31 protein-coding genes are annotated in these 26775 nt (G+C 68.3%); 19 read left to right on the forward strand and 12 right to left on the reverse strand.

The features are described from left to right. Nucleotides 1-30: 30 nt before the first annotated feature. Entirely contained in the window at nt 31-339 is a 309-nt protein-coding gene (locus AC3ANJ_RS12910; protein ID WP_406249465.1) for a hypothetical protein, read from the reverse strand. 148 nt (nt 340-487) lie between these two features. Then, nucleotides 488-1474: a class II fructose-bisphosphatase gene (gene glpX, locus AC3ANJ_RS12915; protein ID WP_488316649.1), complete on the reverse strand. Its 987-nt coding sequence runs from the start codon at nt 1472-1474 to the stop codon at nt 488-490. A gap of 185 nt (nt 1475-1659) precedes the next feature. Between glpX and fbaA the strand changes: the two genes are divergently transcribed. Continuing rightward, nucleotides 1660-2688: a class II fructose-bisphosphate aldolase gene (gene fbaA / locus AC3ANJ_RS12920; protein ID WP_488316650.1), complete on the forward strand. Its 1029-nt coding sequence runs from the start codon at nt 1660-1662 to the stop codon at nt 2686-2688. A 136-nt stretch (nt 2689-2824) separates the two neighbouring features. Next, nucleotides 2825-3421, forward strand: a complete 597-nt coding sequence (locus AC3ANJ_RS12925; protein WP_488316651.1) for a DUF4822 domain-containing protein — start codon at nt 2825-2827, stop codon at nt 3419-3421. Nucleotides 3422-3470: 49 nt separating this feature from the next. Here the strand turns inward: AC3ANJ_RS12925 and AC3ANJ_RS12930 are convergent, their stop codons facing one another. Beyond that, nucleotides 3471-4718, reverse strand: a complete 1248-nt coding sequence (locus tag AC3ANJ_RS12930) for a hypothetical protein (RefSeq protein WP_488316652.1) — start codon at nt 4716-4718, stop codon at nt 3471-3473. A 101-nt stretch (nt 4719-4819) separates the two neighbouring features. Here AC3ANJ_RS12930 and AC3ANJ_RS12935 point away from each other — a divergent pair, with 101 nt between their 5' ends. Then, nucleotides 4820-5005, forward strand: coding sequence for a DUF1918 domain-containing protein (locus AC3ANJ_RS12935; protein ID WP_488319277.1), 186 nt, complete (start codon nt 4820-4822; stop codon nt 5003-5005). Nucleotides 5006-5018: 13 nt separating this feature from the next. Here the strand turns inward: AC3ANJ_RS12935 and AC3ANJ_RS12940 are convergent, their stop codons facing one another. Together AC3ANJ_RS12940 and AC3ANJ_RS12945 are read right to left on the reverse strand one after the other, a co-directional pair. After that, the gene (locus AC3ANJ_RS12940) at nt 5019-5558 is read right to left on the reverse strand and encodes a DUF6264 family protein (RefSeq protein WP_488316653.1); all 540 of its coding nucleotides are present in this window, start codon (nt 5556-5558) and stop codon (nt 5019-5021) included. A gap of 241 nt (nt 5559-5799) precedes the next feature. After that, entirely contained in the window at nt 5800-6846 is a 1047-nt protein-coding gene (locus AC3ANJ_RS12945; RefSeq protein WP_488319278.1) for a 4-hydroxy-3-methylbut-2-enyl diphosphate reductase, read from the reverse strand. Between the two features lie 93 nt (nt 6847-6939). Between AC3ANJ_RS12945 and xseA the strand changes: the two genes are divergently transcribed. The 5 genes from xseA to AC3ANJ_RS12970 are packed head-to-tail and all read left to right on the forward strand — an operon-like array spanning nt 6940 to nt 11191. Continuing rightward, nucleotides 6940-8217 (forward strand): exodeoxyribonuclease VII large subunit, encoded by a 1278-nt coding sequence (xseA, locus tag AC3ANJ_RS12950; RefSeq protein WP_488316654.1) that lies wholly within the window; start codon nt 6940-6942, stop codon nt 8215-8217. 37 nt (nt 8218-8254) lie between these two features. Beyond that, nucleotides 8255-8485 (forward strand): exodeoxyribonuclease VII small subunit, encoded by a 231-nt coding sequence (locus AC3ANJ_RS12955; protein WP_488316655.1) that lies wholly within the window; start codon nt 8255-8257, stop codon nt 8483-8485. Continuing rightward, a complete protein-coding gene (locus tag AC3ANJ_RS12960) occupies nt 8482-9129 on the forward strand; it encodes a DUF4245 family protein (RefSeq protein ID WP_488316656.1) in 648 nt (215 codons plus the stop codon). Before AC3ANJ_RS12955 ends, AC3ANJ_RS12960 begins: the two co-directional genes overlap by 4 nt. Then, nucleotides 9126-9800 (forward strand): carbonic anhydrase, encoded by a 675-nt coding sequence (locus AC3ANJ_RS12965; RefSeq protein ID WP_488316657.1) that lies wholly within the window; start codon nt 9126-9128, stop codon nt 9798-9800. Before AC3ANJ_RS12960 ends, AC3ANJ_RS12965 begins: the two co-directional genes overlap by 4 nt. Next, nucleotides 9797-11191 carry a class II fumarate hydratase gene (locus AC3ANJ_RS12970; protein ID WP_488316658.1) on the forward strand — a complete coding sequence of 465 codons (1395 nt, stop codon included), beginning with the start codon at nt 9797-9799 and terminating at the stop codon, nt 11189-11191. Before AC3ANJ_RS12965 ends, AC3ANJ_RS12970 begins: the two co-directional genes overlap by 4 nt. Before the next feature lie 67 nt (nt 11192-11258). Here AC3ANJ_RS12970 and phoH2 read toward each other — a convergent pair whose 3' ends face one another. From phoH2 to AC3ANJ_RS12985, 3 genes are all read right to left on the reverse strand, one after another. Next, on the reverse strand, nt 11259-12608 hold the full coding sequence (phoH2, locus tag AC3ANJ_RS12975) for an RNA 5'-3' helicase PhoH2 (protein ID WP_488316659.1): 1350 nt from the start codon (nt 12606-12608) through the stop codon (nt 11259-11261). A 159-nt stretch (nt 12609-12767) separates the two neighbouring features. Then, nucleotides 12768-13904, reverse strand: coding sequence for an aminotransferase class V-fold PLP-dependent enzyme (locus AC3ANJ_RS12980; protein ID WP_488316660.1), 1137 nt, complete (start codon nt 13902-13904; stop codon nt 12768-12770). A 29-nt stretch (nt 13905-13933) separates the two neighbouring features. Beyond that, nucleotides 13934-14716, reverse strand: coding sequence for an isoprenyl transferase (locus tag AC3ANJ_RS12985; RefSeq protein WP_406249451.1), 783 nt, complete (start codon nt 14714-14716; stop codon nt 13934-13936). Between the two features lie 94 nt (nt 14717-14810). Here AC3ANJ_RS12985 and trhA point away from each other — a divergent pair, with 94 nt between their 5' ends. The 7 genes from trhA (at nt 14811) to AC3ANJ_RS13020 (ending at nt 20653) form a co-directional block, all read left to right on the forward strand. Further along, on the forward strand, nt 14811-15545 hold the full coding sequence (trhA, locus tag AC3ANJ_RS12990) for a PAQR family membrane homeostasis protein TrhA (protein WP_406249450.1): 735 nt from the start codon (nt 14811-14813) through the stop codon (nt 15543-15545). Between the two features lie 110 nt (nt 15546-15655). Beyond that, complete coding sequence (locus tag AC3ANJ_RS12995; RefSeq protein WP_488316661.1) at nt 15656-16513, forward strand: MetQ/NlpA family ABC transporter substrate-binding protein; 858 nt, start codon at nt 15656-15658, stop codon at nt 16511-16513. Next, the gene (locus AC3ANJ_RS13000) at nt 16513-17559 is read left to right on the forward strand and encodes a methionine ABC transporter ATP-binding protein (RefSeq protein ID WP_406249448.1); all 1047 of its coding nucleotides are present in this window, start codon (nt 16513-16515) and stop codon (nt 17557-17559) included. The genes AC3ANJ_RS12995 and AC3ANJ_RS13000 overlap by 1 nt, the downstream gene beginning before the upstream one ends. Beyond that, the gene (locus tag AC3ANJ_RS13005) at nt 17556-18215 is read left to right on the forward strand and encodes a methionine ABC transporter permease (protein ID WP_406249447.1); all 660 of its coding nucleotides are present in this window, start codon (nt 17556-17558) and stop codon (nt 18213-18215) included. Before AC3ANJ_RS13000 ends, AC3ANJ_RS13005 begins: the two co-directional genes overlap by 4 nt. Continuing rightward, entirely contained in the window at nt 18212-19378 is a 1167-nt protein-coding gene (locus tag AC3ANJ_RS13010) for an aminotransferase class I/II-fold pyridoxal phosphate-dependent enzyme (RefSeq protein ID WP_488316662.1), read from the forward strand. The genes AC3ANJ_RS13005 and AC3ANJ_RS13010 overlap by 4 nt, the downstream gene beginning before the upstream one ends. Nucleotides 19379-19411: 33 nt before the next feature. Beyond that, nucleotides 19412-19885 (forward strand): S-ribosylhomocysteine lyase, encoded by a 474-nt coding sequence (locus AC3ANJ_RS13015; protein ID WP_488316663.1) that lies wholly within the window; start codon nt 19412-19414, stop codon nt 19883-19885. Then, nucleotides 19886-20653, forward strand: a complete 768-nt coding sequence (locus tag AC3ANJ_RS13020; RefSeq protein WP_488316664.1) for an SDR family NAD(P)-dependent oxidoreductase — start codon at nt 19886-19888, stop codon at nt 20651-20653. It begins immediately after the preceding gene. Between the two features lie 12 nt (nt 20654-20665). Here the strand turns inward: AC3ANJ_RS13020 and AC3ANJ_RS13025 are convergent, their stop codons facing one another. Next, nucleotides 20666-20941 (reverse strand): hypothetical protein, encoded by a 276-nt coding sequence (locus AC3ANJ_RS13025; protein ID WP_488316665.1) that lies wholly within the window; start codon nt 20939-20941, stop codon nt 20666-20668. 68 nt (nt 20942-21009) lie between these two features. On the opposite strand from AC3ANJ_RS13025, the gene AC3ANJ_RS13030 reads away from it, so the two are divergent. The 3 genes from AC3ANJ_RS13030 (at nt 21010) to AC3ANJ_RS13040 (ending at nt 22440) form a co-directional block, all read left to right on the forward strand. Beyond that, complete coding sequence (locus AC3ANJ_RS13030) at nt 21010-21396, forward strand: DUF4307 domain-containing protein (RefSeq protein ID WP_488316666.1); 387 nt, start codon at nt 21010-21012, stop codon at nt 21394-21396. A 95-nt stretch (nt 21397-21491) separates the two neighbouring features. Continuing rightward, nucleotides 21492-21980, forward strand: coding sequence for a transcription elongation factor GreA (gene greA / locus AC3ANJ_RS13035; RefSeq protein WP_406249441.1), 489 nt, complete (start codon nt 21492-21494; stop codon nt 21978-21980). 34 nt (nt 21981-22014) lie between these two features. Further along, nucleotides 22015-22440, forward strand: a complete 426-nt coding sequence (locus AC3ANJ_RS13040) for a hypothetical protein (RefSeq protein WP_488316667.1) — start codon at nt 22015-22017, stop codon at nt 22438-22440. A 2-nt stretch (nt 22441-22442) separates the two neighbouring features. Here the strand turns inward: AC3ANJ_RS13040 and ilvA are convergent, their stop codons facing one another. Beyond that, nucleotides 22443-23672 (reverse strand): threonine ammonia-lyase, encoded by a 1230-nt coding sequence (ilvA, locus tag AC3ANJ_RS13045; RefSeq protein ID WP_488316668.1) that lies wholly within the window; start codon nt 23670-23672, stop codon nt 22443-22445. After that, the gene (locus AC3ANJ_RS13050; RefSeq protein WP_488316669.1) at nt 23669-24814 is read right to left on the reverse strand and encodes an AI-2E family transporter; all 1146 of its coding nucleotides are present in this window, start codon (nt 24812-24814) and stop codon (nt 23669-23671) included. Before AC3ANJ_RS13050 ends, ilvA begins: the two co-directional genes overlap by 4 nt. A 99-nt stretch (nt 24815-24913) precedes the next feature. Between AC3ANJ_RS13050 and AC3ANJ_RS13055 the strand changes: the two genes are divergently transcribed. Then, nucleotides 24914-26182 carry a winged helix-turn-helix domain-containing protein gene (locus AC3ANJ_RS13055; protein WP_488316670.1) on the forward strand — a complete coding sequence of 423 codons (1269 nt, stop codon included), beginning with the start codon at nt 24914-24916 and terminating at the stop codon, nt 26180-26182. Here AC3ANJ_RS13055 and AC3ANJ_RS13060 read toward each other — a convergent pair. Next, entirely contained in the window at nt 26173-26742 is a 570-nt protein-coding gene (locus AC3ANJ_RS13060) for a LemA family protein (RefSeq protein WP_406249437.1), read from the reverse strand. The two genes, AC3ANJ_RS13055 and AC3ANJ_RS13060, sit on opposite strands and share 10 nt — an antisense overlap. Nucleotides 26743-26775: the final 33 nt, after the last annotated feature.

Consider the following 26775-nt stretch of genomic DNA (forward strand, 5'->3'; position numbering starts at 1 on the left):
ACCGACGCCTGGTCGCTCAGTGCGTACGGCTCACGCGCCGCCCGGGACCCAGCTGAGCAGGGCGATCACGAGGCCGGACGTGACGACGAAGGCGCCGACCATCCACCAGACGCTGAGTTCGTGGCCCGCTTCACGCCGAACACGGAAGAGCACATCGGCACGACGCGCCGGATCCTGAGCGATGCCCGTGCGCGCCGCCGCGGCGGTCTGCGCCGATGCGGGGCCCTCCTGCGAGCTCGAGCCGAGCGTGCCATCCGGGTTCACTCGGAGGATGCGGCCGGTGGCGGTCGTGACCACCTTCGGCGTCGTCTTCTCGCTGCCCGTATGCTGCGTGCTCATCGCTCGTCCTCCTCCGGTCGCGCCTCGGAGGCGCGACAGCAGATCCGCGCCTATTCTGCCAGGCTCCGCTGGGAAACCCGGACGCGACGAGCGACGAACGCCGTACCGGGTCGATAACGATGGGTTCAGCCGGCGCTGATCGCCGCGCTCACAGCCACTTCGAAACGAGGTGCTCGCTGGCGATGCGGCGCAGCGTGCCGGACGCCCCGCGCAGGACGACCGACTCCGTGTAGACGTAGCCGCCCTCCCGGCGCACGCCCGCGACCAACTGGCCGTCGGTGACGCCGGTGGCGACGAAGATCGTGTTGTTGCCCTGCACCAGATCGTCCGCCTCGTGGACCTTGTCCATGTCGAGGCCTGCATCGATCCCGCGCTGACGTTCCTCGTCGTCCCGCGGCCAGAGCCGCCCCTGGATGTGTCCGCCGAGCGCCTTGATGGCGCACGCGGTCACGATGCCCTCTGGACTCCCGCCGACGCCCACGCACATATCCGTCCGTGCCCCGTGGCGCGCCGCATTGATGCCGCCGGCGACGTCGCCGTCGCTCATGAGGCGTGTGCCGGCACCGGCTTCCCGGATCTCCTGGATCAGCTGCTCGTGCCGCGGGCGGTTCAGCACCGAGACGACGATCTCGTCGACCGGCTTGCCCAAAGCCTTGGACAGCAGGCGGATGTTCTCGCCGATCGGCAGACGGATGTCCACGACCCCCACGCCAGCGGGTCCCGTCACGAGCTTGTCCATGTAGAAGACGCTCGACGCGTCCAGCATCGTCCCGCCGTCCGACACGGCGATCACGGACAGCGCGTTCTGACGACCGGCCGCCGTGAGCGACGTGCCGTCGATCGGGTCGACCGCGATGTCGCATTCGGGGCCGCGACCCGTGCCGACGACCTCGCCGTTGAACAGCATCGGCGCGTTGTCCTTCTCGCCCTCGCCGATCACGACCCGGCCCTTGAAGTCGACGGTCCCCAGGAACGCGCGCATGGCGTCGACCGCTGCGCCGTCGGCAGCCTCCTTGGCGCCTCGACCGATGAACGGCACCGCGCGTATCGCCGCAGCCTCGGTCGCGCGCACCAGCTCCAGCGCGAGGTTGCGGTCAGGACGCAGGGGGCTCAGATCGGCCGTCAGACTCACCATGCGGTCAGCCTAGCTAGCCGATCGACCGAAAAGACAGGAGTTTCACATCAATATTGCCGAAGGAATCACGATTCTTAACAAAAGAGAAGAGCGCTCGTCGATGACGCTGACACGGGCCACGGCATCCGGAGCGTCCGGCGATAGAGTGACTGCTGTCCCGGCTTCATCTATCGCAGGAGTTTCTCATGCCCGTCGCCACTCCGGATCAGTACGCAGAAATGCTCGACCGCGCGAAGGCCGGTGGCTTCGCGTACCCGGCCTTCAACGTCTCGAGCTCGCAGACCATCAACTCCGTCCTCCAGGGCCTGACCGAGGCTGGCTCCGACGGCATCATCCAGGTCACCACGGGCGGCGCCGACTACTTCGCCGGTCACACCGTGAAGGCCCGAGCGACCGGCGCCCTCGCCTTCGCCCGGTTCGCGACCGAGGTCGCGAAGAACTATCCCGTCACCGTCGCGCTGCACACCGACCACTGCCCGAAGGACGCCCTCGCCGGCTTCGTCGAGCCGCTCATCTCGGCATCCGAGGAAGAGGTCAAGGCCGGGCGCAACCCGATCTTCCAGTCCCACATGTGGGACGGCTCGGCTGTTCCCCTGGCGGAGAACATCGAAATCGCCAAGGACCTGCTCCCTCGCATGAAGAACATCAACGCGATCCTCGAGGTCGAGATCGGTGTCGTCGGCGGCGAAGAGGACGGCGTCCAGCACGAGGGATCGAACGACGCGCTCTACACGACCTTCGCGGACGTCGACCAGGCCGTGCAGGCCCTCGGCCTCGGCGAGCAGGGGCGCTACATCGCCGCCCTCACCTTCGGGAACGTCCACGGCGTCTACAAGCCCGGCGGCGTCAAGCTGCGCCCCGAGCTCCTCGGCGAGATCCAGGCGCAGGTCGCCGCGAAGTACAGCACGGGCGCCAAGCCGCTCGACCTCGTGTTCCACGGCGGCTCCGGCTCGACCGACGAGGAGATCGCCCTTGCGGTCGCGAACGGCGTCATCAAGATGAACATCGACACCGACACGCAATACGCGTACACCCGCGCGATCGCCGACTACATGTTCAAGAACTACGACGGCGTGCTGAAGGTGGACGGCGAGGTCGGCAACAAGAAGCAGTACGACCCGCGCGCCTGGGGCAAGATCGCGGAGTCCGCGATGGCCGCTCGCGTCGTCGAGTCGACCCGTCAACTCGGCAGCTACGGCCAGTCCAAGAGCTGACGACTCCCGCAGAATCACGGATGCCCCGGCCGGTCGGCCGGGGCATCCTGCGTTTCGAGCCATCCCCCGCTCGGATGCTCAGCGATAGCCGATCGGATGATGTGCCGCCCTGGGCGGGATTCGTAGCGTTGAAGGCATGAACATCACCACTTCCTTCACCCGCCGTTCCGCCATCGCCGCCTCGACGATCGTGCTCGCCGCGCTGGCCGTCGTCCCGACGACCGCTGCCGCCGCCGCCCCGTCGACCTCGGCATCCGTCGCCTCCGTACGGATCGCGCAGACACCGTCGGACGTCCTCGCCTCGACGCCGTGGAAGACGACGAGCGCGTTCGACCAGAACGGCAACCGCATCGCCCTCGACGACGCGGCAGTGTCGAACTTCGTCGGCTGGGCCTACTTCGACGCCGACGGCACGTACGCGATGTACAACCTCGACGACAGCCCCAAGCTTCAGGGCGACTGGACTGTGACGCCCGATGGCTCCGAGCGCTGGATCAATGCGAAGGATGCCGACGGCAACGTGCTGTTCCAGCGCGTCGTCCCGATCACCGAACTGACCAAGAACGTCTTCACGTACCGGGTGTTCCCGAACGCCGCCGACACGAGCGTGTACTACGACATCGTGCACACCAGGACGAACCACGTCGAGCCGGGCACCGACGGCCGCGGCCCCGGAGCGAACGGCAACCACGGCAACGGCGACTACCACTTCAACAACGGCAACGCCCGCTGAGACCAGTGCAACGACGCTCGGCGCCTCGCGCGCCGGGCGTCGTCGCGAGTCAGCGACGGCGCAGTCGCGCCACCCAGACCGCGATGCCGCCGATCGCGTCGATGACGGCGAGGACGCCCACGCCCCTGCCGAGGCCGCGCAGCCGACTCGCCGCCCACAGCCCCGCGGTCAGCTCGCCCGCCGCGATCGCGAGGCCGAGCACCGGTCTACGTCGGATCGCACCGGTCAGACGCTGCCAGAAGGTGTCCCGCCGCGTCAGCGGGGCCAGTTCGCCGACGCCGGCGATCAGGGTGTTCCATACCGCCGGAGCCCAGCCGACCGGCTCGAACCGCCGGTCGGTCTGCTCGGCGTCGTCGAAGGCCCGCGCGATGAGATCCGCAGGGATCCCGAATGCGGCAAGGAAGGCGCCGCGGCGTTCATCGGAGCCCACGATGCCTCCGAGTGCCTCCGCGATGAGGGCACGATGGGCCCCCTCGACGTCCAGATGCGTGCTCGCAGCGATCTCGACCAGTTCGTCCCGGCTGCCATCGCCCTCGGCCAGCAGACGCCGATACACCTCTGCGGTCTCCGCAACGGAGATGGTGTCCAGATCAAGGACCGGCTGCGTGTCGCGTTCGGCATCCGGCCAGAACGGCACGGTGCCGGATGCGGCGGTGACCTCGATCCAGCCGTCGCCGTCGTCCGTGCGGTTGACTTCGATCACCGGCAGCTCGGCCTTGGCCGACACCCATCCGGATGTCGGCTCGGAGCTGCGGAACCGCTGCAGCGACCACACCCCGGATTCGGCATGCTCGACCGCGGTCCGATTCGCTTCGGCGAGGATCCGCGCGACGGCGGGGCCGCGGTGCGAGAACGCCGCCACGCGGACGGGCGTGGGCTCGAACAGTTCAGGCAGGAGATCGCCGAACTCTTCGGCATCCTCGTCGTCGCCGATGCCGTCGCTCTCATCGAACTCTGCCTCGAACTCTTCGAAGCCCTCGACCCCGCTCGGCGACGGCGTGTCGGCGTCGATCCAGAGGTTCAGCCCGGCATCCACGAACGCCTCGCGCAGCGCGTCGACGGTCAGCGTCGTCGCGATCGCGTCCTCGTCGGTGAGCGTCAGCAGCGTGCCGCCGTCCGTCAACGGGATCACCAGCACGGCTTCGGTGCGGTCGCCCCACGCCGCCGTGGCATCGCGCACGCCAGCGAGCACCCGCAGGGCGGACAGCACGTCCCGCGCCGGCGGGCGCGGATCCGATCCGTCGCTGCGATCGACGGAGGCGTATGAGACCTGGACACCGAAACTGTTCTGGAGCACGTCTTCGACAGTACCCGTGACCCGGTTGCGGACAACCGCCCATGCGGAGGATCGTGGAATCAGCGGCAGCGCATGGCCGGCAGCGGAACGAGGTGGGGATGATGCATGCACAGCCCGGAGATCACCTGATCGTCGAAGGACGCACGGATACGACGCCGAGACGAGAAGGCACCATCGTCGAGGTCCACGGAGACGACGGGGCGCCGCCGTACCTGGTGCGGTGGGACGACGGGCACGAAGGAGTCCTGTTCCCGGGTCCGGACGCTCACATCAGATCGCGCCCCTGATCGCCTCGAGAAGTCAGACGCCGCCGGACTGCAGGTACTGGACGAAGGCCGGGTCGCCGAGCATCGGGATCATGATGCAGATCGTGACCACGACCATCGTCACGGCCGCTCCGACGACGGGGACCCACCAGGAGCGCTTGGCCCCGCGCAGACGGCGGAAGGCGACGAGCACGGTGAGCGCGTAGCCGATCACCAGGACGACGGCCGCGATCCCGCCCCAGAGCCGACCCTGGGCGAAGTTGCTGAAATCGCCCTCGATGCCGAGGATCTGCATGCTCTGCTGCAGCACCGTCGGCAGATCGAGGTACGAGATGGCCGTCATCACGACGTTGACCAGTCCGTACGCGAGCAGCGCGATCGTCACGATGCGGTCGACATTGCTCCGGCGAGCGCTCGGAACGGGCGCCGGTACCGGCGGCGTCACCGGAGCGACCTGCTCCTCCATGACGGGGGCTGCGTCCACGGGGGGCAGCCCGGCCAGACGACGCTGCTCTTCCGGCGTCGCATACTCGCCGTACTGGGGCCGTTGGGCCGGTGTCATCTGGTCGCTCATCCCGCCATGCTAGCCAGTCGCGCTCTGCTGGCCTCCCAGGATCACGCCGGGGACGGCGACGGCCCCGGCGTGTGGGGACACCCCGGGGCCGCTGACGTGAGCGCTGGGGACGCTCTCGCCGAAGCACCGAGCGCTGGGGACGCTCCGGCACCTGCAACGGCGCCATCAGATCGGCCGCTGCACATCAATCGTAGGACCGAGTCGGGCGAGGCTGCGCCTCACCACCCCGAACAGGTGACGACTAAACGGTGGTCTCCGAGGTGCGTCCGCCGAGCGCGCGTGCATCGCGCTGGCCCGCGGCATCCTGGCGGAGTTCCTTGGGAAGCGAGAACATGAGGTCCTCTTCGGCGGTGCGCACTTCCTGGACGTCGGCGTAGCCGGCGCCGCTCAGCGCCTCGAGCACCTCCTCGACGAGCACCTCCGGAACCGAGGCTCCGCTGGTGACGCCGACCGTCGCGACGCCGTCGAGCCATTCCTGCTTGACCTCATCGGCGTAGTCGACGCGGTACGCGGCCTTGGCGCCGTACTCGAGCGCGACCTCGACGAGCCGGACACTGTTGGACGAGTTCGCCGAGCCGACGACGATGACCAGATCCGCGTCGGCCGAGACCTTCTTGATCGCGACCTGACGGTTCTGCGTCGCGTAGCAGATGTCGTCGGACGGGGGGTTCTGCAGCTCGGGGAAGCGCGTGCGGAGCCGGTTGACGGTCTCCATCGTCTCGTCCACCGACAGCGTGGTCTGCGACAGCCAGACGACCTTGGACGGATCGCGCACCACGACGGTGTCCGCCTCCTCCGGGGAGTTCACAACGGTCACATGCTCCGGTGCCTCGCCGGCGGTCCCCTCGACCTCTTCGTGTCCGTCGTGGCCGATGAGCAGGATCTCGAAGTCGTTCTTGGCGAAGCGCACGGCCTCGCGGTGCACCTTGGTGACCAGAGGACAGGTCGCGTCGATCGCATGCAGACCGCGATCGGATGCCGCGTTCACGACGGCCGGAGACACACCGTGCGCGCTGAACACGACGTGCGCGCCCTCGGGGACCTCGTCGACCTCTTCGACGAAGATCGCACCCTTCTCCTCGAGCTCGGTCACGACGTGGATGTTGTGCACGATCTGCTTGCGCACGTACACCGGCGCACCATAGCGCTCGAGGGCCTTCTCGACGGCGACCACGGCTCGGTCGACGCCGGCGCAGTAGCCGCGCGGTGCCGCGAGGAGCACCCGCTTGTGTCCGTCGACCGGGTTATCCTGGAGCGCGGCGCGCCGCGATCGCGGAATACGCGGCATGGATAGGTGCACGGCTGTCTGGCTCACCCCTCGATTCTACGGCCGACGGATGGGACGAGGCTGGGTGAGCGAGCCACCGGCAGAAGGAGCAGGATGACCGTCTTCGAGGCCGATCCGGTGCCCGGCGAGGCACCCCCGGCCGACGCGGTCGCGCCGAAGGACTCCACGGCGGACGCCCCGACCTCGGTCGCGCGCCTGAACATCACGATCCGGGACTTCGTCGCCCGATGGAACACGGTCTGGGTCGAGGGCGAGATCACCTCCTGGAACGTGAGGGCGGGCAACGTCTTCGCGCGCCTCAAGGACACCCGCTCGGATGCCCAGATCTCGCTGCGCATCTGGTCGAGCGTGCGCGCCCGCATCCCGGCCGACCTCGGCGTCGGCGACCACGTCGTCGCCGCCGTCAAGGCCGACTACTTCGTCAAGGCCGGCGACTTCAGCTTCACGGTCTCGGCGATGAAGCACGTCGGGCTCGGCGACCAGCTCGAGCGCCTTGAGAAGCTGCGGGCGCAGCTGCGGCAGGAGGGCCTGTTCGAGGCCTCCCGCAAGCGTCCGCTGCCGTTCCTGCCGCACGTCATCGGCCTGATCACCGGTGAGCGCTCCGATGCGGAGAAGGACGTGCATCGCAACGCCGAGCTGCGTTGGCCCGCCGTCCGGTTCCGCACCGAGTACGCCGCAGTGCAGGGTGACCGGTGCGTCCCAGACACGCTCGCCGCGCTGGCGAAGCTGGATGCCGACCCCGATGTCGACGTGATCATCATCGCCCGCGGCGGCGGCGACCCGCAGACTCTCCTCGGTTTCAGCGATGAGCGACTGGTCCGTGCCGTGGCCGCGGCATCCACTCCGATCGTCTCGGCGATCGGCCACGAGAACGACCATCCCCTGCTCGACGACGTCGCCGATCTGCGGGCGTCCACCCCGACAGACGCCGCGAAGCGCGTCGTCCCCGACGTCGGCGAACAGCGAGCGCTCATCGCGCAGCTGCGTTCGCGGGCCACGAGCCGGCTGACCCAGCGGGTCTCGCACGACATCGCACAATTGGATCAGCTGCGTTCGCGCCCCGTGCTGCGCTCCCCCGACCACATCATCGACGCGCGGGCCCAGGAGGTGCTGCTGCTCGCGGCACGCGGCCGCGACATCGTCACGCGCCGCATCGACGACGCCGGGCGGCGCACGTCCGAACTGCGCGCCTCCCTGCGTGCGCTGTCGCCCGCAGCGACCCTCGCTCGCGGATATGCGATCGCGCATCTCGACGGCGGTGTGATCCTGCGTGACGCGGCGGATGCTCCCTCCGGGACGCCGCTGACGCTGACCGTCGACCGCGGGTCGGTGGCCGTGCGCTCCGAGGGCGAGATCGCGGAAGGCGCCTGAATCAGCGGGTGTCGGGTGACGACGTAGGATGGAACGCGTGACTGCGCCCATCGACACCCCTGTGGAATCGCTGTCGTTCGAGGCCGCTCGCGACGAGCTCGTACGGGTCGTCGCGGAACTCGAACAGGGCGCGCCGACGCTCGAGCAGTCGCTCGCACTGTGGGAGCGCGGCGAGGCGCTCGCCGCCCGATGCGAGGAATGGCTGCTGGGCGCGAAGCGCCGCCTGGATGCCGCGCGCACCGCGGTATCCGACGAGGACGAGTCGTGAGCCGCAAGCCCGCAGCACCCATCGTCGCCGAGCTCGGCCGTCCGGAGACTCCGGACGAAACGGCGGCCCGCAAGTCGGCCTCCAGTCAGGCCTACCGCTCCAGCCAGACGTTCCGGCATCTGATCGCAGCACTGATCCTGACCGTCGCGGTCGTCGCGGTCATCGTGTTCGCGGTCCCGCGTGGCGAACCGACGGCTGCGGAGGAGATCGACGTCGACAGGATCGCCGCCGACGTCGAATCGACCATGCAGAGCCCGGTCGTCGTGCCCGACCTGGACGACTTCTGGCGCGTGAACGTCGCGAAGCTCGACGGCGGTGCCACGGTCGTCTGGAACATCACGATCGCGCCGGCCGACGAGGAGGAACGCGGCTTCATCCGCATCGCGCAGGCGTTCGACGCCGATGCGTCCTGGGCGCCGCAGGTGCTGGACGGCTTCGCCCCCACCTCGACCCTCACGATCGACGGGCGCGAGTGGGACGTGTACGACATCGGCGACCGCGGATCCGCGAACGTCACCTACGCGCTGGGCACACAGGCCGGCGATGACTACCTGCTGCTGTTCGGTTCGCGCTCCGCCGAATCCACGGCCGGGCTCGCCGAATCGCTGAACTCTCAGATCACCGCCGTAGAGGAGGCCGAATGACCGTGTTGACTCCGAACCAGGCCTGGCACGAGATGCGAGAGGGGAACCGTCGCTTCGTCGCCGGTGAACCGCGTCATCCGAATCAGGACGTCGAGAAGCGTCATGAGCTCGCCGAGGGGCAGAGTCCGATCGCGACCCTGTTCGGGTGCTCGGATTCGCGTCTGTCCGCCGAGATCATCTTCGACCTCGGCCTCGGAGACCTGTTCGTGGTCCGCAACGCCGGTCAGGTCATCGGCGAGTCGATCGTCGGAAGCCTCGAGTATGCGGTCGAGGTCCTGCGCGTCCCGCTGATCGTGGTGCTCGCGCACGATTCCTGCGGCGCCGTCAAGGCGGCCATCGACGGCACCGCCATCGATGCGGCGCCGCTGCCCCCGCACATCTGGAAGCTCATCGCGCCGATCATCCCGGCTGCCCGCAAGGTGCTCGCCGAGAACGGCGGCTCTGCACCGGCCGACATCGATGCCGAACTCGTCGGACGGGAGCACCTGCGCAACACGGTCGCGAACCTGCTGCAGTCGTCCGAGCTGATCAGCGACGCCGTCGCCGAAGGGCGACTCGGCATCGTCGGCGCCAATTACCGCCTCGCCGAGGGCACGGCTGTGCCCGTCATCACGGTGGGGATCGACACCGGGAGCACAGGCGCTCCCGCAACCCTGGAGGGATCGAAGTGACCGAAACCGAGTACCGCATCGAGCACGACACGATGGGCGAGGTTCGCGTGCCAGTGAACGCGCTCTATGGCGCGCAGACGCAGCGCGCGGTGGAGAACTTCCCGATCTCGGGCAAGGGTCTGGAATCCACCCAGATCGCCGCTCTCGCCCGGATCAAGAAGGCGGCAGCCCTCGCGAACAAGGAGCTCGGCACCCTCGACGCCGCCATCGCCGATGCGATCGCTGCGGCTGCCGACCAGGTCGCCGCAGGCGCACACGACGGCGAGTTCCCCGTCGACACGTACCAGACCGGATCCGGCACGTCCTCGAACATGAACATGAACGAGGTGCTCGCCACTCTCGCCACCGGCATCCTCGGCTCCGCGGTGCACCCGAACGACCACGTCAACGCTTCGCAGTCGTCGAACGACGTCTTCCCCACCTCGGTGCACATCGCCGTCACCCAGGCGCTCATCGACACGCTCATCCCGTCGCTGGACCACCTCGCCGTCGCCCTCGAGGCGAAGGCCGAGCTGTGGAAGGATGCCGTGAAGTCGGGCCGCACGCACCTCATGGATGCGACGCCCGTGACCCTCGGACAGGAGTTCGGCGGCTACGCCCGCCAGGTGCGTCTGGGCATCGAGCGCGTGCAGTCGGCGCTCCCCCGCGTCGCCGAGGTGCCGCTGGGCGGCACCGCGACGGGCACCGGCATCAACACTCCGCTCGGCTTCCCGCAGAAGGTCATCGCGCTGCTCGCCGCCGAGACCGAGCTGCCCATCACCGAGGCCAAGGACCACTTCGAAGCGCAGGCGAACCGCGACGGCCTCGTCGAGGCATCCGGAGCACTCCGCACCATCGCGGTGTCGCTGACGAAGATCAACAACGATCTGCGATGGATGGGCTCGGGTCCCAACACGGGTCTCGGCGAACTGCACATCCCCGACCTGCAGCCCGGGTCCTCGATCATGCCCGGCAAGGTCAACCCGGTCGTCCCGGAGGCCGTGCTGATGGTCTGCGCGCGCGTGATCGGCAACGACGCGACGGTCGCCTGGGCCGGAGCATCCGGTTCCTTCGAGCTCAACGTCGCGATCCCGGTCATGGGCACCGCGCTGCTCGAGTCGATCCGCCTGCTCGCGAACGCCTCGCGCGTGCTCGCCGACAAGACCATCGACGGTCTCGTCGCCAACACCGACCGCGCGGCCGCGTTCGCCGGCATGAGCCCGTCGATCGTGACCCCGCTGAACAAGCTCATCGGCTACGAGGCCGCTGCCAAGATCGCCAAGCACGCGGTCGCCAAGGGCATCACGGTGCGCGACGCCGTGATCGACCTCGGCTACGTCGAGCGCGGAGAGCTCACCGAGCAGCAGCTGGACGAGAAGCTCGACCTGCTGAGCATGACCCACCCGGGCTGAGCCCCGGAACGAAGACGGATGCCGCGACCTCAGGGCCGCGGCATCCGTCGTTTCCTGGAATCCGGCCTCAGCTGAGCTCGCCGCCCTCCAGCAGCTCGGTGACCAGGGCCGCGATCGCGGAGCGCTCGGAGCGCATGAGCGTCACGTGCCCGAACAGGTCGTGTCCCTTCAGCGTCTCGATGACGCTCGCGATGCCGTCGTGACGCCCGACGCGCAGGTTGTCGCGCTGTCCGACGTCGTGCGTGAGCACCACCCGGGAGTTCTGCCCGATCCTGCTGAGCACCGTCAACAGGACGTTGCGTTCGAGTGACTGCGCCTCGTCGACGATCACGAAGGCATCGTGCAGCGAGCGCCCGCGGATGTGGGTCAGCGGCAGCACCTCGAGGATGCCGCGATCCACGACCTCTTCCAGCACGTTGCCCGAGACCACGGATCCCAGGGTGTCGAACACCGCCTGGCCCCACGGGCCCATCTTCTCGCCCTGGTCGCCGGGGAGATAGCCGAGCTCCTGCCCGCCGACGGCGAACAGCGGCCGGAAGACGATGATCTTCTTCTGCTGCTGACGCTCGAGCACCGCTTCCAGCCCCGCGCACAGCGCGAGTGCCGACTTGCCGGTGCCTGCGCGTCCGCCGAGCGAGACGATGCCGACCTCCGGATCCAGGAGCAGATCGATCGCGATGCGCTGCTCGGCGGAGCGGCCGTGCATTCCGAAGATCTCACGGTCTCCGCGGATCAGCTTGTACTCGCCGTCGCTCGTGACGCGCCCGAGGGCCGAACCGCGCTCGGACTGGATGATCAGCCCCGTGTTCACCGGCAGCCCGATGGCCTCGGCGCTCGTGCCGACCTCGCTCTCGTACAGATCGCTCATCTCGTCGCCGGAGAGCGCGAGCGAGGAGATCCCGGTCCAGCCGGAATCGACCGCCTGCTCGGCGAGGTACTCCTCGGCGTGCAACCCCAGCGACGAGGCCTTGACGCGCATGGGCAGATCCTTGGAGACGATCGTGACGTCCTGGCCGTCCTGCGCCAGGTGCATCGCGACGGCGAGGATGCGGCTGTCGTTGTCGCCGAGCCGGATGCCGCTGGGCAGCACGTCTGAGCTCGTGTTGTTCAGTTCGACGCGGAGCGTGCCGCCCTCGCCGACCGGCACCGGGAAGTCCAGGCGCTCGTGCTCGATGCGCAGCTCGTCGAGGTGGCGCAGCGCCTGCCGCGCGAAGTATCCGATCTCCGGATCGTGCCGCTTGCCTTCGAGTTCGGTGATCACGACCACCGGAAGGACGACGGAATGCTCGGCGAACCGGAAGAACGCCTGCGGATCGCTCAGCAGGACCGAGGTGTCGAGCACATAGGTCCGCAGATCCGTTTCCGGCTGCGCCTCCGTGCTCTTGCGGGACTGCTGCTGCGCTGTACGTGTGGTCACGACCCACTCCCGACCCGGGACTGTCTCCCGGCTATGCCTCGAGTCGACCAGGGCCACGAGTCGCGTACCTGAAGGCCGACTCGACCGGGCACCGTGCCCGATGCCTAGAAGGTACGACCGGGAGATGGCAACGGGCGCGCTCGACACGCGAAACGCACGTTACGCGCTCGTGAACTTCTCGTTGCCCGCCGAGGCGATCGCGTCGTCCAGCATCCGGATCGTGTCGGCGTTGGTCCCCGCGTGCGGCGCGACGCGCACGGCGTCGCCGCGCGTCGTCGCGACGACACCGGCGTTCGTGAGCGCGGCGGACAGCGGCGCCGGATGCTCCGGTGCCAGGGTCACGATGCCGGCGCGACGTGCGCGCTCCCTCGGGCTGCGCACCGGGATGCCGTGACGATCGGCGACCTCCAGGATCGCGTCCACATGGTCGGCGACCGCGGCTTCGATGCTCGCGACACCCGCGTCGCGCACAGCGCTCAATCCGACGGCCAGGCGCGCGGCGGCGAGCTGATCGGGGCCGTTCACTGTGTAAGCGCTGGCATCGGATGCTGCGGCCGGCAGATCATCGACCGGAAGCGGTCCTCCCACGCCGCCGAAGCCGGACAGGACGGGCGCGATCCGCTCGCGCGCGGCGGTGGAGAATCGTGCGAATCCGGTTCCGCGCCCCGCGCGCAGCCACTTGTAGCCATGACCGACGACCACATCGGCCAGGGCGTAGTCGTCCTCCACGATCCCGAAGGACTGCACGGCGTCGACGATGAGCAGCCGATCCGGTCCGATGGCCTCTCGCAGCGCGGCGAGGTCGGCACGGAACCCGGTCCGGAAATCGACGTGGCTCACGGCGAGTGCCGTGACATCGGCATCCAGCGCATCGGCGATCGCTTCCGGCGTCACGTGCCCATCCTGCGGATCGATCCAGCGCGGCGACAGTTCGCCGTGCGAGGCCTGCGCGGCACGCTCCAGGGTGACGGTGATGCTGGGAAACTCGGCGCTCGAGGCGATGACCGCACCGCTGAGGCCGTAGAGCGCGTGCATCAGTCCGTAGGTCGCCGATGGCTGCACGGTGAGTTCGGATGCATCCGCACCGAGAAGTTCGGCGGCCGTCTCCTTGGCCTGGACGATGCGATCAGCCACGAGCGCCAGCGAGGACGGCCGGCCGCTGCCGAGCAGATCCGCATCGGCGAACACCTCCGCTCGCACCGACGGCGACAACGGACCGTTCGCGGCCCAGTTCAGGTAGCCGGGTTCCACATCGAAGGTGGCGAGGAAGTCGTCGAATGCGCTCACCCGGCTCATCCTGCCATGAGCAGGCACCACCTGTGCGGTCAGCGGCCGAATCGCCGGTCGCGGCCCGCGTAGTCGCGGATCGCGCGGAGGAAATCGATCTCGCGCAGGTCGGGGCCGAGCGCCTCGACGAAGTAGAACTCGCTGTGCGCGCTCTGCCACAGCAGGAAGTCGCTGAGCCGCTGCTCGCCGCTCGTGCGGATCACCAGGTCCGGATCGGGCTGACCCGTCGTGTAGAGGTGCTCGCCGATCATGTCGGGGGTGAGCTGGGAGGCGAGGTCCTCGAGAGTGCCGCCTGAGGCGTTGTGCTGCGCGATGATGCTGCGCACCGCGTCGACGATCTCGTTGCGTCCGCCGTAACCGACGGCGAGGTTGACATGCAGCCCGGTGTGATCCCTGGTGCGCTCCTCGGCATCCGCAAGGACCCGCGCGAGCTCGGCCGGCAGGATGTCCGCGCGGCCGACGTGCTTGACGCGCCAGTTCGGCTCGCGCGAGAGCGCATCGGCCAGTTCGGCGATGATCTCGATGAGATCGGCGATCTCCTTCGAGTCGCGCTTGAGCAGATTGTCGCTGGAGAGCAGGTACAGCGAGACGACAGGGATGCCGATCTCGTCGCACCACCCCAGGAACTCACGCATCTTGGCCGCTCCGGCGCGATGCCCCTCCGCCGCCGACCCGAGCCCGAGCTGCCTCGCCCAGCGACGATTGCCGTCGATCATCATCGCGACATGATGCGGAACCGGAGCCGCCTCGAGCTGCCTGCGCAATCGCCTGCCGTACAGCCGGTACAGCGGCCCCCGACCTTCGCTCGCGCGTGCATTCACGTGCCTACGCTACCGTGCTCCCTCCCGTTCAGCGCTGTGCGATCGCTCAGGATATGTGCTGCTCGCGGAATGGATCGCGGCCTAGAGTGAAGGCGTGAGCAGACGCGCAGCCAAGACCCCGGATGTCCCCCAGCTGCCGCTGCTCGAGGCGGCCGCTGTCGACGCGGACGTCGAGATCAAACCCACCTGGCGGGGATGGATCCACGCCGGCACGTTCCCGGTCGCGATCGCCGCCGGCATCGTGCTGATCGTGCTCGCGCAGGGGGCACCGGCGAAGTGGTCCGCTGCGGTGTTCATGGCCACATCGCTGCTGCTGTTCGGCAACTCCGCGCTGTATCACCGCTTCAACTGGGGTCCGAGAACCAAGATCGTGCTCAAGCGAATCGATCATGCGAACATCCTGCTGCTGATCGCCGGGACGTATACGCCGATCGCGACCCTCGCCCTCGAACCGGACAAGGGCACGCTCCTGCTCGTCCTCGTGTGGAGCGGCGCGCTGCTCGGCATCCTGTTCCGCGTCTTCTGGATCAACGCACCGCGCTGGTTGTACGTCGCCCTGTACCTGCTGCTGGGCTGGGCGGCCGTGATGTACATGCCCGACCTGCTGCGCGCGAATGTCGCCATGATGATCCTCGTGATCGTCGGCGGGCTGCTCTACACCGGCGGCGCGATCGTCTACGCGCTGAAGAAGCCGAACCCCTGGCCGGGGCATTTCGGTTTCCACGAGATCTTCCACGTCTGCACCGTGCTGGCATTCCTGTGCCACTGGACGGCCTGCCTGCTCATCGCACTGCAGCCCTACTCCCCTTCGCTGGGCCTGCCCGGCTGACGAGGCCGCGGCGGCACATCGCGGTCACGCTGCGTAACACGATGTGCCGTCCGGGAAGGCCCCGGATAGCGTCGGGGACATACCCGCCCGTCTCTCCGGAGGTCTCCGTGATGCGCCGTCCCGTCCGTCTCATCGTCCTGGCAGCATCGCTGGGAACCGCCGCACTCGTCGCCGGATGCGCGAGCACGACGCCCACCGACGCCGGCGCCGGCGCCGAAACCGAGGGCGAGAAGAAGACGATCTCGATCGGCTTCAACCCCGGCCCGTACCTGGAGATGTTCCAGGAGGGCATCCAGCCGATCCTCGAGGCCGACGGGTACACGATCGAGTCCAGCGACTTCACGGATGGGGTGATCGTCAACGTCGCGGTGAGCGACGGCGAGATCGACGCCAACATCATGCAGCACACCGTGTACATGGACGCGATCAACGAGCAGGAGGGTCTGACCAACACCGCGCTCGTCCAGGTGCCGACTCCGCCGATGGGCCTGTTCGGCGGAAAGAAGACCGATCTGGACGACCTCGGCACCGGATCGACGATCGCCGTGCCCAATCAGCCCTCCAACCAGTACCGCGCACTCAAGGTCCTCGAAGATCTCGATCTCATCGGTCTCTCGGACACCATCGATCCGGCCACCGCCTCGCTTCAGGACGTGACGGAGAACCCCAACGACATCGAGTTCGTCGAGATGGAGAACGCGCAGCAGGTCGCCGCGCTGCAGGACGTGGACTACAGCGTCATCCAAGGCAACTTCATCGTCTCCGGCGGCCTGAAGCTGACCGATGCGCTCGAGCTCGAGGATCTGACCGACGAGTTCTCCGTGATCGTCGCGGTCGACGAGGCGAACGCGGATGCCGAGTGGGCCACGGCACTCCAGGCGGCATACGAATCGGACGAGTTCGCCGAGTACCTCGCCTCCGATGACGCCTACGACGGCTACAACATCCCCGCCGCGCTGGCCGACTGATGACAGCGGCGGACCGTGACGGATCAACGGACGTCGCCGTCCGGTTCGACGGGGTCACGCGGCGCTTCGGACGCGATGGCGAGGCCGTCGTCGCGCTGGACGGGGTGGACCTCAGCATCCCGCGTGGCCAGATCTTCGGAGTCATCGGCCACAGCGGCGCCGGCAAGAGCACACTGATCCGGCTGGTGAATGCACTCGAGCTGCCCACCGAGGGCTCCGTGCACGTGGACGGCGTCGATCTCGCACACCTGACGACGGCTCAGCTGCGCACAGCGCGCAAGCGCACCGGCATGATCTTCCAGCAGTTCCAGCTGCTCGAGACGGTCACGGTGCTCGACAACGTCGCGATGCCCCTGCGCCTCGACGGCATCAGCCGCGCAGCGGCGCAGGCCCGAGCGACGGAGGCACTCGAATTCGTCGGTCTTGGCGCGCGGTTGTCGGCGTACCCTGGGCAGCTCTCGGGCGGTCAGAAGCAGCGCGTCGGGATCGCCCGCGCGATCATTCGGCAGCCCGCCGTCCTGCTCTGCGACGAAGCGACCAGCGCACTGGATCCGTCGACGACGTTGCAGATCATCGATCTGCTGCGTCGTGTGAATGAGCAGTACGGCACCACGATCCTGGTCGTCACCCACGAGATGGACGTCATCAAGGACCTCTGCCAGGCCGTCGCCGTCATGGAGGGCGGTCGCGTGGTCGAACAGGGTTCGGTCATGGACGTCTTCGTCCACCCGCGCACGCCCATCGCCCGAGCCTTCGTCGGGACCGTGATCCCGCAGGAGCTCCCGGAACGGGTGCTCCGCGCCGTCGGCGGTCACCCCCTCTGGCGGCTGCGGTTCCTCGACGAAGAGGTGACGACGCCGATCGTCGGCGCCCTGATCCGCGATTTCGGGCTGGAGGTCAACATCCTCCACGCAGACATGACCGACATCCAGAATCGCACCGTCGGACACATGATCATCCAGGTCGAGGGCCCGGCGACGCAGCGCGACGCAGCGTACGCCCATCTTGCGGAACGGATCGTCAGCATCGAGGAGGTGCGCGCATGATCGACACCCTCCTGACTCCGGAGCTCTTCCTCGAAGCGCTCGGCGAGACGCTCTACATGCTGGGGATCGCGCTCTTCATCGGGTCGATACTCGGCATCCTCCTCGGCATCGCCGTCGTCGTCGTCCGCCAGGGCGGTGTCCTGCCGAACCGCGTGGTGTCGTTCCTGCTGAACGCCTTCATCAACGTCGTGCGCTCGTTGCCGTTCATCATCCTGCTCGTGGCGATCCTGCCGTTCACCCGGCTCGTGATGGGCACGTCCATCGGCGTGAACGGGGCCCTCGTGCCGCTGACGATCATGGTGTCCCCGTACATCGCCCGTCTGGTGGAGAACTCCCTGCTCGAGGTCCCCGAAGGCATCGTGGAGGCCGCGAAGTCGATGGGTGCGACTCCCGTCCAGATCTTCACCCGTTTCCTGCTCCCCGAGGCGCGCGGCTCGCTCGTGCTCGCGCTCACCACGGCGACCATCGGACTGCTCGATGCGACGGCGATGGCGGGAACAGTCGGTGCCGGTGGCATCGGAGATCTGGCGATCAGCTACGGCTACCAGCGATTCGACGCGTTCACGATGCTGATCACGGTCGTCACGCTCGTGCTGATCGTGCAGTTGATCCAGCTCTTCGGAACCCGCCTGGCACGGAAGCTGCGACGGCGGTGACCGGCGGGATCACGCCGGCCGCGCGGGTCCGCGCGCTCCCGGCGAACTTCTTCGGTGGTCTGGATGCCGCGGTCGCCGAGGCCAGGGCGAACGGCGTCGACGTCATCGACGTGTCCAAGGGGAACCCGGATCTGCCCACCCCGCCGCACATCGTCCGTGCGATGCATGATGCCGTGGCGGATCCGGACAATCACAGCTACCCGGCCTACGGGACACGACCCGCTCTCGCCGATGCCATCGCCCTGCGCTACCGCCGGGATCACGGGGTCGACCTCGATCCGCTGACCCAGGTCGCCGCCTTCCACGGTTCGCACGAGGGTCTCATGGCCGGGGTCCTGGGGCTCGCCGATCCGGGGGCGACCCTCGTCGTGCCCGATCCCGGCTATCCCGCTTATGCAAGCGCGGCGGCTCTCGCCGGTGCGCGCCTGCACCTGCTCCCGCTGGATCCGGCGCGCGCGCATCAACCCGAATGGTCCGCGCTGGCGGAGCTCACCGATGCAGCGGCGCTCCTGTTGAACTACCCGCACAACCCCACGGGCGCGACCGCGACGTCGACGACGTTCGAGCGAGCGGTCATCGAGGCCCGGCGGCTCGGCGGAGCGTTCATGCACGACTTCGCGTACTCATCGCTCGGATTCGCGCACCGGCCGCTCTCGGCGCTCAGCGTCGACGTCGAGCGCACCGTGGAGGTGTCGACCCTATCCAAGACCTACAACATGGCCGGGTGGCGGATCGGATTCGCCGCCGGATCCGCCGAGATCATCAGCATCATGCGCGGATATCAGGCCCAGGCGTTCAGCACGATCTTCGGAGCGACGCAGGATGCCGCAGCCGCGGCGCTGGCGGGCGATCAGAGCGCCGCGGACGCTCTCGTGGATGTCTACCGCCGAAGGCGCGACCTGGTCGTCGACGGTCTGCGCGCCAGCGGCTGGGATGTGCGCCCGGCGGACGGGACGTTCTTCGTCTGGATCGCCACCCGCGGCGTCGACGACATCGTGCTCGCGACGCGACTGCTCGAGGATCACGGCGTCGCTGTCGCTCCGGGCAGCGGGTTCGGCGAGCGCGGCCGGGGTCACATCCGCCTCGCTCTCGTCCATCCCCTCGACCGCCTCACCGAGCTCATCGAACGTCTCGGCGCACCCGGCCGGGCGCTGCTTCCGTAGAATCCGAACCACACCACCAGCAAGGAGACCCCCATGGCCGAAGTCGAGAGCTTCACCCTCGATCACACCGCCGTCCACGCGCCGTACGTGCGCCTGATCGCCACGGAGCACGGGCCGCGGGGCGACGCGATCTCGAACTTCGACGTGCGCTTCGTTCAGCCGAACGAGGGCGAGATCCCGACGGCTGGCCTGCACACGATCGAACACCTGCTCGCCAGCGTCCTGCGCGATCACCTGGACGGTGTCATCGACATCTCCCCCTTCGGCTGCCGCACCGGGTTCCACCTCATCACGTGGGGCGAGCCGACCGTCGCGGACGTCGTCGCCGCGATCAAGGCCGGCCTGGAGTTCATCGCCGAGAAGGCCGAATGGGACGACGTCCCCGGTGTCTCCGCCGTCGAATGCGGCAACTACCGCGATCACAGCCTCCACAGCGCGCGGGAGTGGTCGAAGCGGATCCTCGAGCAGGGCATCAGCCTCGACGCGTTCACGCGCACGGTGGTTTGAGTGTTCGAGGAACTCCGCAGCCGCGTCGTCCTCGTCACCGGCGGCGCCAGCGGGATCGGCGCGGGGATCGTGGATGCCTTCCACGGCGAAGGCTCGACGGTCGTCAGCGCCGACCTGTCGTTCCCGGATGGGCTGCAGCAGGACCCGCAGGGCACGTGGACCGTCGGTCTGGATGTGACGGACGAGGATGCCGTGGCCGCCGTCGTCTCGGATATCGCCGACCGCATCGGCGTCATCGACACGGTCGTGACGGCAGCCGGGACATCGACGCTCGGCTTCGCGACCGAGACGACCGCGGCGCAGTGGGATCTCAACCTCGACGTCAACGCCAAGGGATCGTTCCTCGTCGCCAAGCATGTGGCCGCGCGGCTGGTCGATGATGGGCGCACCGGGCGCATCATCTTCATCTCGTCGCAGGCGGGCAAGAACGGGTACCGCGGCATGACGGCCTACGTCGCCTCGAAGCACGCCGTGCTCGGCGTCACGAAGACGATGGCGACCGAGCTCGCACCGCGGGGCATCACGGTCAACGCGATCTGCCCCGGCATCATCGAGACGCCGATGAAGCACCGGGAACGCATCGAGGGTGGTGCGATCCGCGGCATGACGGCGGAGGAGGTGGCCGCGGAAGACCGTTCGCAGGTGCCGCTCGGACGCACCGGAACACCACACGATGTCGCCGGCGTCGCCCTGTTCCTCGCCAGCGACCTGGCGGGCTACATGACGGGTCAGGGCATCAACGTCACCGGCGGGATGACGATGCACTGAGCTCGACGGCGGTCAGGGCTTCGCGTCGCCGTCCGGGTCGTCCGATCCGTCTGGCTCACGGGCGGTGGCCTCACGGGCCGCGGCCTCTTCGGCATCCAGCTCCTCGCGGACCTCTTCGCGGTAGCGCACCTTGCGGATGCGGCGGTTCATGTCCCAGATCAGCAGCACGACCGCGATGAGGACGATCACGATCGCCGCGAAACCGGCGAACCCCGGGGTCACCGAATCCGGGTCCACCGTCATCGACGGAGTCGGCATCGGCGTGTCTGAGCCGAACAGAACCAGCATGTGGCCGCCTTTCACGCACAGGTCGCATAACCTGTAAAGACCAGCCTAACGACCGAAAGACACGCTACGTGACGACCGCACAGGAACTCGATGACCGCTACGGACGCACCCGGCGGCGTCGCCTGCCGTGGATCGTCGGCATCGTGCTGGCGGTGGTCGTGGTGGGATACTTCAGCTGGTCGACGATCACGCAGTCGATGAACTCGGTCGATGCGGACGATCTCGGCTTCGAGGTGTCGGACCAGTACTCCGTCGAGGTCCGTTTCCAGGTGAGCGGCGTGGCCGGGAAAGACGTCGCCTGCGCCGTCGAAGCGCTCGATGAGGAGTTCGGCGTGGTCGGCTGGAAGGTCGTCGAGATCCCGGCATCCGAGGAGCACAGCAGGGCGATCACGGAGCAGGTGAAGACCGTTGCGGAGGCGACCACGGGTTTGGTCAACTCCTGCTGGGTCGCATAGACTCGCCTCAGACAACTGACGCCCCGGCACGATCGCCGGGGCGTCTTGGCATATCCCCGGTGCGCTCTGAAGGGCGCTGAACAAAGGAGCACGCTGTGTCCACAGACGCTCAGGTCCCGTTCCTCACGCAGGAAGCCTACGATCGACTCGTCGCCGAGCTCGAGCACCTCTCCACGGTCGGCCGCGAAGAGATCGCGAAGCGCATCGAAGCCGCACGCGAAGAGGGCGACCTCAAGGAGAACGGCGGCTACCACGCCGCCAAGGACGAGCAGGGCAAGCAGGAGGCGCGCATCCGCACGCTCGAGCAGCTGCTGAAGACCGCGAAGGTCGGCGAGGCGCCTGCCAGCCGCGGCATCGTCGAGCCGGGCACCGTCGTCACGGCCCTCGTCGCCGGCGGCGAAGAGGTCTTCCTCCTCGGCAGCCGCGAGATCGCCGTCGGCAGCGACCTCGACGTCTACAGCGAGGCCAGCCCGCTCGGCCAGGCCATCCTCGGCCTCAAGGTCGGCGACAAGACCAGCTACGAGGCCCCCAATGGCCGCGCGATCTCGGTCGAGATCACCGGTGTGGAGACGTACGCGGGCTGACCTGCGCGAGCCCCGCGGGTGCTACTCTCCGGGAATGGTCGGACGACGTGCGCGTTGGGCCGCGGCCTTCGCTGCGACGAGCGTGGTGGCGGCGCTCACATCGTGCACCTCTGGCCCGCCGCCGCGCATCGTGACGAGCGGCGTCGCTGAACTCAGCGGAATGGAAGCGCTCCTGTGGGCGAGTCTGCGCGCCGATGACGACGGCTGCGTATACGCGGAGACGGACGGCGACCGCGTCTCGCTGGTCTGGCCCGAGGGCTACACCGTGAGCGGAGACGCGGACTCGTTCGAGATCCTGGATGCCGAGGGCGAGGTCGTGGCGCGGTCGAGCGCAGCACTCGACATCGGCGGTGGCGGTGCCTCGTCCACAGAAGACGCCTGGGACGGTCTCGACTGCGCCACCGGGAGGCTCTGGTTGGTCGGTGGGATCCGCCCCTCCGAGGCCGCTGCCACCGACTGACGCTAGTCCGGAACCACGATCGGGTCGTACCCGGCCCGGCGGAGCGTATCGAGCGTGAGCTCGGTGTGCTCCGCACCTCGCGTCTCGATGCTCAACTGCAGAACGACCTCGTTGATCTGCAGCCCTTGACCGTGACGGGTGTGCAGCACCTCCATGACGTTCGCGCCGGCCTGCGACACGAGCTCGGAGACGCGCGCGAGCTGACCCGGCCGGTCGGGCAACGGGATGCGGATCGTCAGGTATCGTCCGGATGCAGCGAGTCCGTGCGCCACGACCCGCTGCAGCAGCAGCGGATCGATGTTGCCGCCGGAGAGCACCGCCATGGTGGTGCCGGTCGGCTGGATCTTGCCGGCGAGGATCGCGGCGACGCCGACGGCACCGGCCGGCTCCACGACGACCTTGGCCTGCTCGAGCAGCACCAGGAGTGCGCGGGCGATGTCGTCGTCGCTGACCGTGACGACCTCGTCGACGAGGTCCTGGATGATCTCGAACGGTACAGCGCCCGGCTCTGCGACCAGGATGCCGTCGGCGATCGTCGGGCGGGTCTCGATCGCGACGCGGTGACCGGCGTCGAGAGAGGCGACCGTCGCTGCGGCGTTCTCGGCCTGGACGCCGATGATCCGGATCTTCCGACCGGTCTCGGCGGCCTTGGCCTTGATCGCGGAGGCGATGCCGGCGATCAGCCCTCCGCCGCCGATCCCGACGAGCACGGTGTCGAGGTCAGGAGCGTCCTCCAGCAGCTCGAGTCCCAGCGTGCCCTGCCCGACCACGACGTCGCGGTGGTCGAACGGGTGGATCATGACCGCGCCGGTGCGTTCGGCGAATTCCGCGGCCAACCGCAGCGAGGTCGCGACGGTCTCGCCCTCCAGCACGACCTCGGCGCCGTAACCGCGCGTCGCCAGGAGCTTGGGCACCGGGACACCGAGGGGCATGAAGATCGTCGCCGGAATCCCCAGCGCCTGCGCCGCGAGAGCCACGCCCTGGGCGTGGTTGCCGGCGGATGCCGCGACCACGCCGCGCGACCGCTCCTCTTCCGTCAGCCGCGAGAGCCGATGGGCGGCTCCGCGGATCTTGAACGAGCCGGTGCGCTGCAGATTCTCCATCTTCAGCAGCACGGGTGCGCCGAAGGCATCCGTGAGGGCTCGAGAGGGCAGGGTCGGAGTGTGAGTGATCACACCCGCCAGGCCCTGCGCGGCCTCTTCGAACTCGGCCAGGCTGGGGGCTGTGCTCATTGAATCCTCCGTCGCCGCTCGCGCGGCACTGTACTCCAGATCAGGTCTCCGTGCGGATCATCGCCGGTGCGCCAGGAACCGCTGCTGAGGGTCACCGCGACGACGTTGACGAATGCTGCCAGCGGCACCGCGAACAGCGCGCCGGGGATCCCGCCGATCATGGTCCCGCCGGCGACGACGAGCACGACCGCCAGCGGGTGCACCTTCACCGCCGAACCCATCAGGATCGGCTGCAGGATGTGTCCCTCGATCTGCTGGACGCCCAGCACGACGATGAGCATCCAGAACGCGATCCAGGGACCGTTGTAGACCAGCGCGAGGAACACGGCGACAGCGCCTGTGACCACGGCTCCGACGATCGGGACGAATGCGCCAAGGAACACGAGCACCGCCACCGGGATGGCGAGCGGGACGCCGAGGAAGAACGCTCCGAGGCCGATGCCGATCGCGTCGATCGTGGCGACGAGCAGCTGAGTGCGCGCGTAGTTGACCACGGTGTTCCAGCCGTTGCCCGCTGCGGCCGCGGCCGCAGGACGCGCATTGCGCGGGAAGATCTTGAGCGTCCAACGCCAGATCCCTGCGCCGTCCGCCAGCAGGCAGATGAGGATGAACAGGGCCAGCACGGCACCGGTCGCGACGTGTCCGGCAGTGGTGCCGATCGCGAGCGCGCCCGACCACAGCAGGTCGACCTGCTGCTGCAGGAATCCCATGGCCTGGTCGATGTACGCCTCGATCTCGGCTGCTGACAGGTGCAGCGGGCCGTCGATGAGGTACTGGCGGAGCCGCTCGATGGAATCAGCCGTGCTGTCGCGCACCATCGCCCATTGCCGCGTCACCTGCCAGATCACGAGCCACAACAGGCCGGCGACGATCGCGAGCGTGCCGATCATCGCTATCACGATCGCCAGCCAGCGCGGTACCCGATGCCGCAGCATCCAACCGACGGCAGGCGACAGGAGCGCCGAGACGAGGATCGCGATGAGCAGCGGGATGACGAGCAGCTTCAGCTGGATGACCACCCAGATGATCACGCCGACGGCGGCTGCGATCAGCAGCAGACGCCACGCGTAGCCGGCGGTGACCCGCAGACCGTAGGGCACGGCAGTATCGGTATCGGTGCGGACGGTGCGCTCGGTCGGCATGCCACCCCATAGAAGGTCCCGCTTGCGTGGGCGCTTCTCGTCCGTCATCACGCCAGTCTACGCGCGGGCATGTCGGTGCCCGACGCTACGCTGACCGACGTGTCACAGATTCTCAGCGCCGCGCAGGCGCGCCGCATCGCACTCGCCGCCCAGGGCTTCACCCGTCGACGTCCGGCGACCGTCACGGCGCGCCACGTGCACGGCGCGATGGAGCGGATGGGAGTGCTGCAGATCGATTCGGTGAACGTCTTCGTGCGCTCGCACCACATGCCGCTGTACTCCCGTCTCGGGCCCTACGACGCCGCCCTCTTCGAGCGCATCTTCCACGCCCGCACCACGCACTACGTCGAATATCTCGCGCACGAGGCGACGTTCGTCCCGGCATCCGACTGGGGTCTGTGGGATTTCCGGATGTCCGACTTCCGTCAGCGCTGGGCCGACGACCCCGACTCGTGGATGAACCGCAACCAGCGCACCATCTCATGGGTGAAGGACGAGCTGCGTTCCCGCGGACCGCTGCGCCCAGCCGACCTGCGGGAAGATGCGCCGCGGGAACGCGGGACGTGGTGGGACTGGGACGACGTGAAGCTCACGCTGGAGCACCTCTGGCGCACGGGCGACGTCGCGATCAGCGGGCGTCGCGGCTTCGAGCGCCGCTACGCTCTGGCGGAGCAGGTCATCCCCTCGGACGTGCGCGACCGACCCGTCCCGCGTGAGGACGCGTTCCGCGAGCTGGTGCGCCGCGCCGCGCGGTCGTCCGGGGTCGCCACGGAATCCGATCTCGCCGACTATCACCGACTGCGCGACCGGCCGGGTGTCCGGAGCGCTATCGCCGACCTCGTGGATGCCGGAGAACTCGAACCGGTCACCGTGCGCGGCTGGGACCGCGCCGGGCGCCCTGTGCCGGCCTGGAGGCATCGGGATGCCGCGCTGCCGCGCCGTGTGGAGACCGCCACGTTGCTGACGCCGTTCGACCCCGTGGTGTGGTTCCGCGAGCGCGCGCTGCGGGCGTTCCAACTCGACTACCGCATCGAGATCTACGTGCCGGCTCACAAGCGCCGCTACGGGTATTACTCGCTCCCCGTGCTGGTCGATGACCGGATCGCGGCCAGAGTGGATCTCAAGGCCGACCGGGCGGCATCCGCACTGCGGGTGCAGTCCGCCTGGTGGGAGCCAGCGGCACGCCCCGACGATGCCATCGCGATCGCCGACGAACTCGCTCGGGCGGCGGCCTGGCAGGGCCTGGAGCGCATCACGGTATCCGCATGGGGCGATGCCACGGATGCCGTCGCCGATGCTCTGAAGGCGATCGGCGGCGTCGCGTCAGAACGACACGAGCACGAGCGGCAGCAGGCCGCTCAGAACTGAACGCGCGGCGGTTCGGAGATCGTCGTGCCGTCGGCGACCTCGAAGAACTCGCGCTCGCTGAAGCCGAGTCCTCGTGCGAAGAGGTTGTTCGGGAACACCTTGATCTTCGTGTTGAGCTCTCGGACGCCGCCGTTGTAGAAGCGTCGCGCCGCTTGGATCTTGTCCTCGGTGTCGACGAGCGAATGCTGCACCTGGAGGAAGTTCTGGCTGGCCTGCAGCTGCGGATAGGCCTCAGCGACGGCGAACAGGCTCTTGAGCGCCTGCTGCAGATGGCCTTCGGCGATGCCCGCTTCACCGGGGCCGGACGCCGAGAGCGTCTCGGCACGGGCGCGCGTGACGTTCTCGAAGACGGCCTTCTCGTGCGAGGCGTAGCCCTTCACCGATTCGATGAGATTCGGGATGAGATCGGCCCGGCGCTTGAGCTGCACGGTGATGCCGCTCCACGCTTCGTCCACACGGACGTTGAGCTGGACGAGGGAGTTGTAGGTCGCCCACAGATAGATGCCGATGATCACGATGACACCGACGACGATCAGTACCGGCACGAGCCATTCCCACATGGGAGGCCACCCCTTCCGCAGATTTCCTTCATC

This window comes from Microbacterium sp. STRO-1N (genome assembly GCF_057748015.1).

What these genes read in the sequence shown, in the direction of transcription:
- AC3ANJ_RS12910 (WP_406249465.1), bottom strand. Translation starts at nt 339, where the DNA reads ATGAGCACGCAGCATACGGGCAGCGAGAAGACGACGCCGAAGGTGGTC.
- glpX (WP_488316649.1), bottom strand. Translation starts at nt 1,474, where the DNA reads ATGGTGAGTCTGACGGCCGATCTGAGCCCCCTGCGTCCTGACCGCAAC.
- fbaA (WP_488316650.1), top strand. Translation starts at nt 1,660, where the DNA reads ATGCCCGTCGCCACTCCGGATCAGTACGCAGAAATGCTCGACCGCGCG.
- AC3ANJ_RS12925 (WP_488316651.1), top strand. Translation starts at nt 2,825, where the DNA reads ATGAACATCACCACTTCCTTCACCCGCCGTTCCGCCATCGCCGCCTCG.
- AC3ANJ_RS12935 (WP_488319277.1), top strand. Translation starts at nt 4,820, where the DNA reads ATGCATGCACAGCCCGGAGATCACCTGATCGTCGAAGGACGCACGGAT.
- AC3ANJ_RS12940 (WP_488316653.1), bottom strand. Translation starts at nt 5,558, where the DNA reads ATGAGCGACCAGATGACACCGGCCCAACGGCCCCAGTACGGCGAGTAT.
- AC3ANJ_RS12945 (WP_488319278.1), bottom strand. Translation starts at nt 6,846, where the DNA reads ATGCCGCGTATTCCGCGATCGCGGCGCGCCGCGCTCCAGGATAACCCG.
- xseA (WP_488316654.1), top strand. Translation starts at nt 6,940, where the DNA reads ATGACCGTCTTCGAGGCCGATCCGGTGCCCGGCGAGGCACCCCCGGCC.
- AC3ANJ_RS12965 (WP_488316657.1), top strand. Translation starts at nt 9,126, where the DNA reads ATGACCGTGTTGACTCCGAACCAGGCCTGGCACGAGATGCGAGAGGGG.
- AC3ANJ_RS12980 (WP_488316660.1), bottom strand. Translation starts at nt 13,904, where the DNA reads ATGAGCCGGGTGAGCGCATTCGACGACTTCCTCGCCACCTTCGATGTG.
- AC3ANJ_RS12995 (WP_488316661.1), top strand. Translation starts at nt 15,656, where the DNA reads ATGCGCCGTCCCGTCCGTCTCATCGTCCTGGCAGCATCGCTGGGAACC.
- AC3ANJ_RS13000 (WP_406249448.1), top strand. Translation starts at nt 16,513, where the DNA reads ATGACAGCGGCGGACCGTGACGGATCAACGGACGTCGCCGTCCGGTTC.
- AC3ANJ_RS13005 (WP_406249447.1), top strand. Translation starts at nt 17,556, where the DNA reads ATGATCGACACCCTCCTGACTCCGGAGCTCTTCCTCGAAGCGCTCGGC.
- AC3ANJ_RS13015 (WP_488316663.1), top strand. Translation starts at nt 19,412, where the DNA reads ATGGCCGAAGTCGAGAGCTTCACCCTCGATCACACCGCCGTCCACGCG.
- AC3ANJ_RS13025 (WP_488316665.1), bottom strand. Translation starts at nt 20,941, where the DNA reads ATGCTGGTTCTGTTCGGCTCAGACACGCCGATGCCGACTCCGTCGATG.
- AC3ANJ_RS13040 (WP_488316667.1), top strand. Translation starts at nt 22,015, where the DNA reads ATGGTCGGACGACGTGCGCGTTGGGCCGCGGCCTTCGCTGCGACGAGC.
- ilvA (WP_488316668.1), bottom strand. Translation starts at nt 23,672, where the DNA reads ATGAGCACAGCCCCCAGCCTGGCCGAGTTCGAAGAGGCCGCGCAGGGC.
- AC3ANJ_RS13050 (WP_488316669.1), bottom strand. Translation starts at nt 24,814, where the DNA reads ATGCCGACCGAGCGCACCGTCCGCACCGATACCGATACTGCCGTGCCC.
- AC3ANJ_RS13060 (WP_406249437.1), bottom strand. Translation starts at nt 26,742, where the DNA reads ATGTGGGAATGGCTCGTGCCGGTACTGATCGTCGTCGGTGTCATCGTG.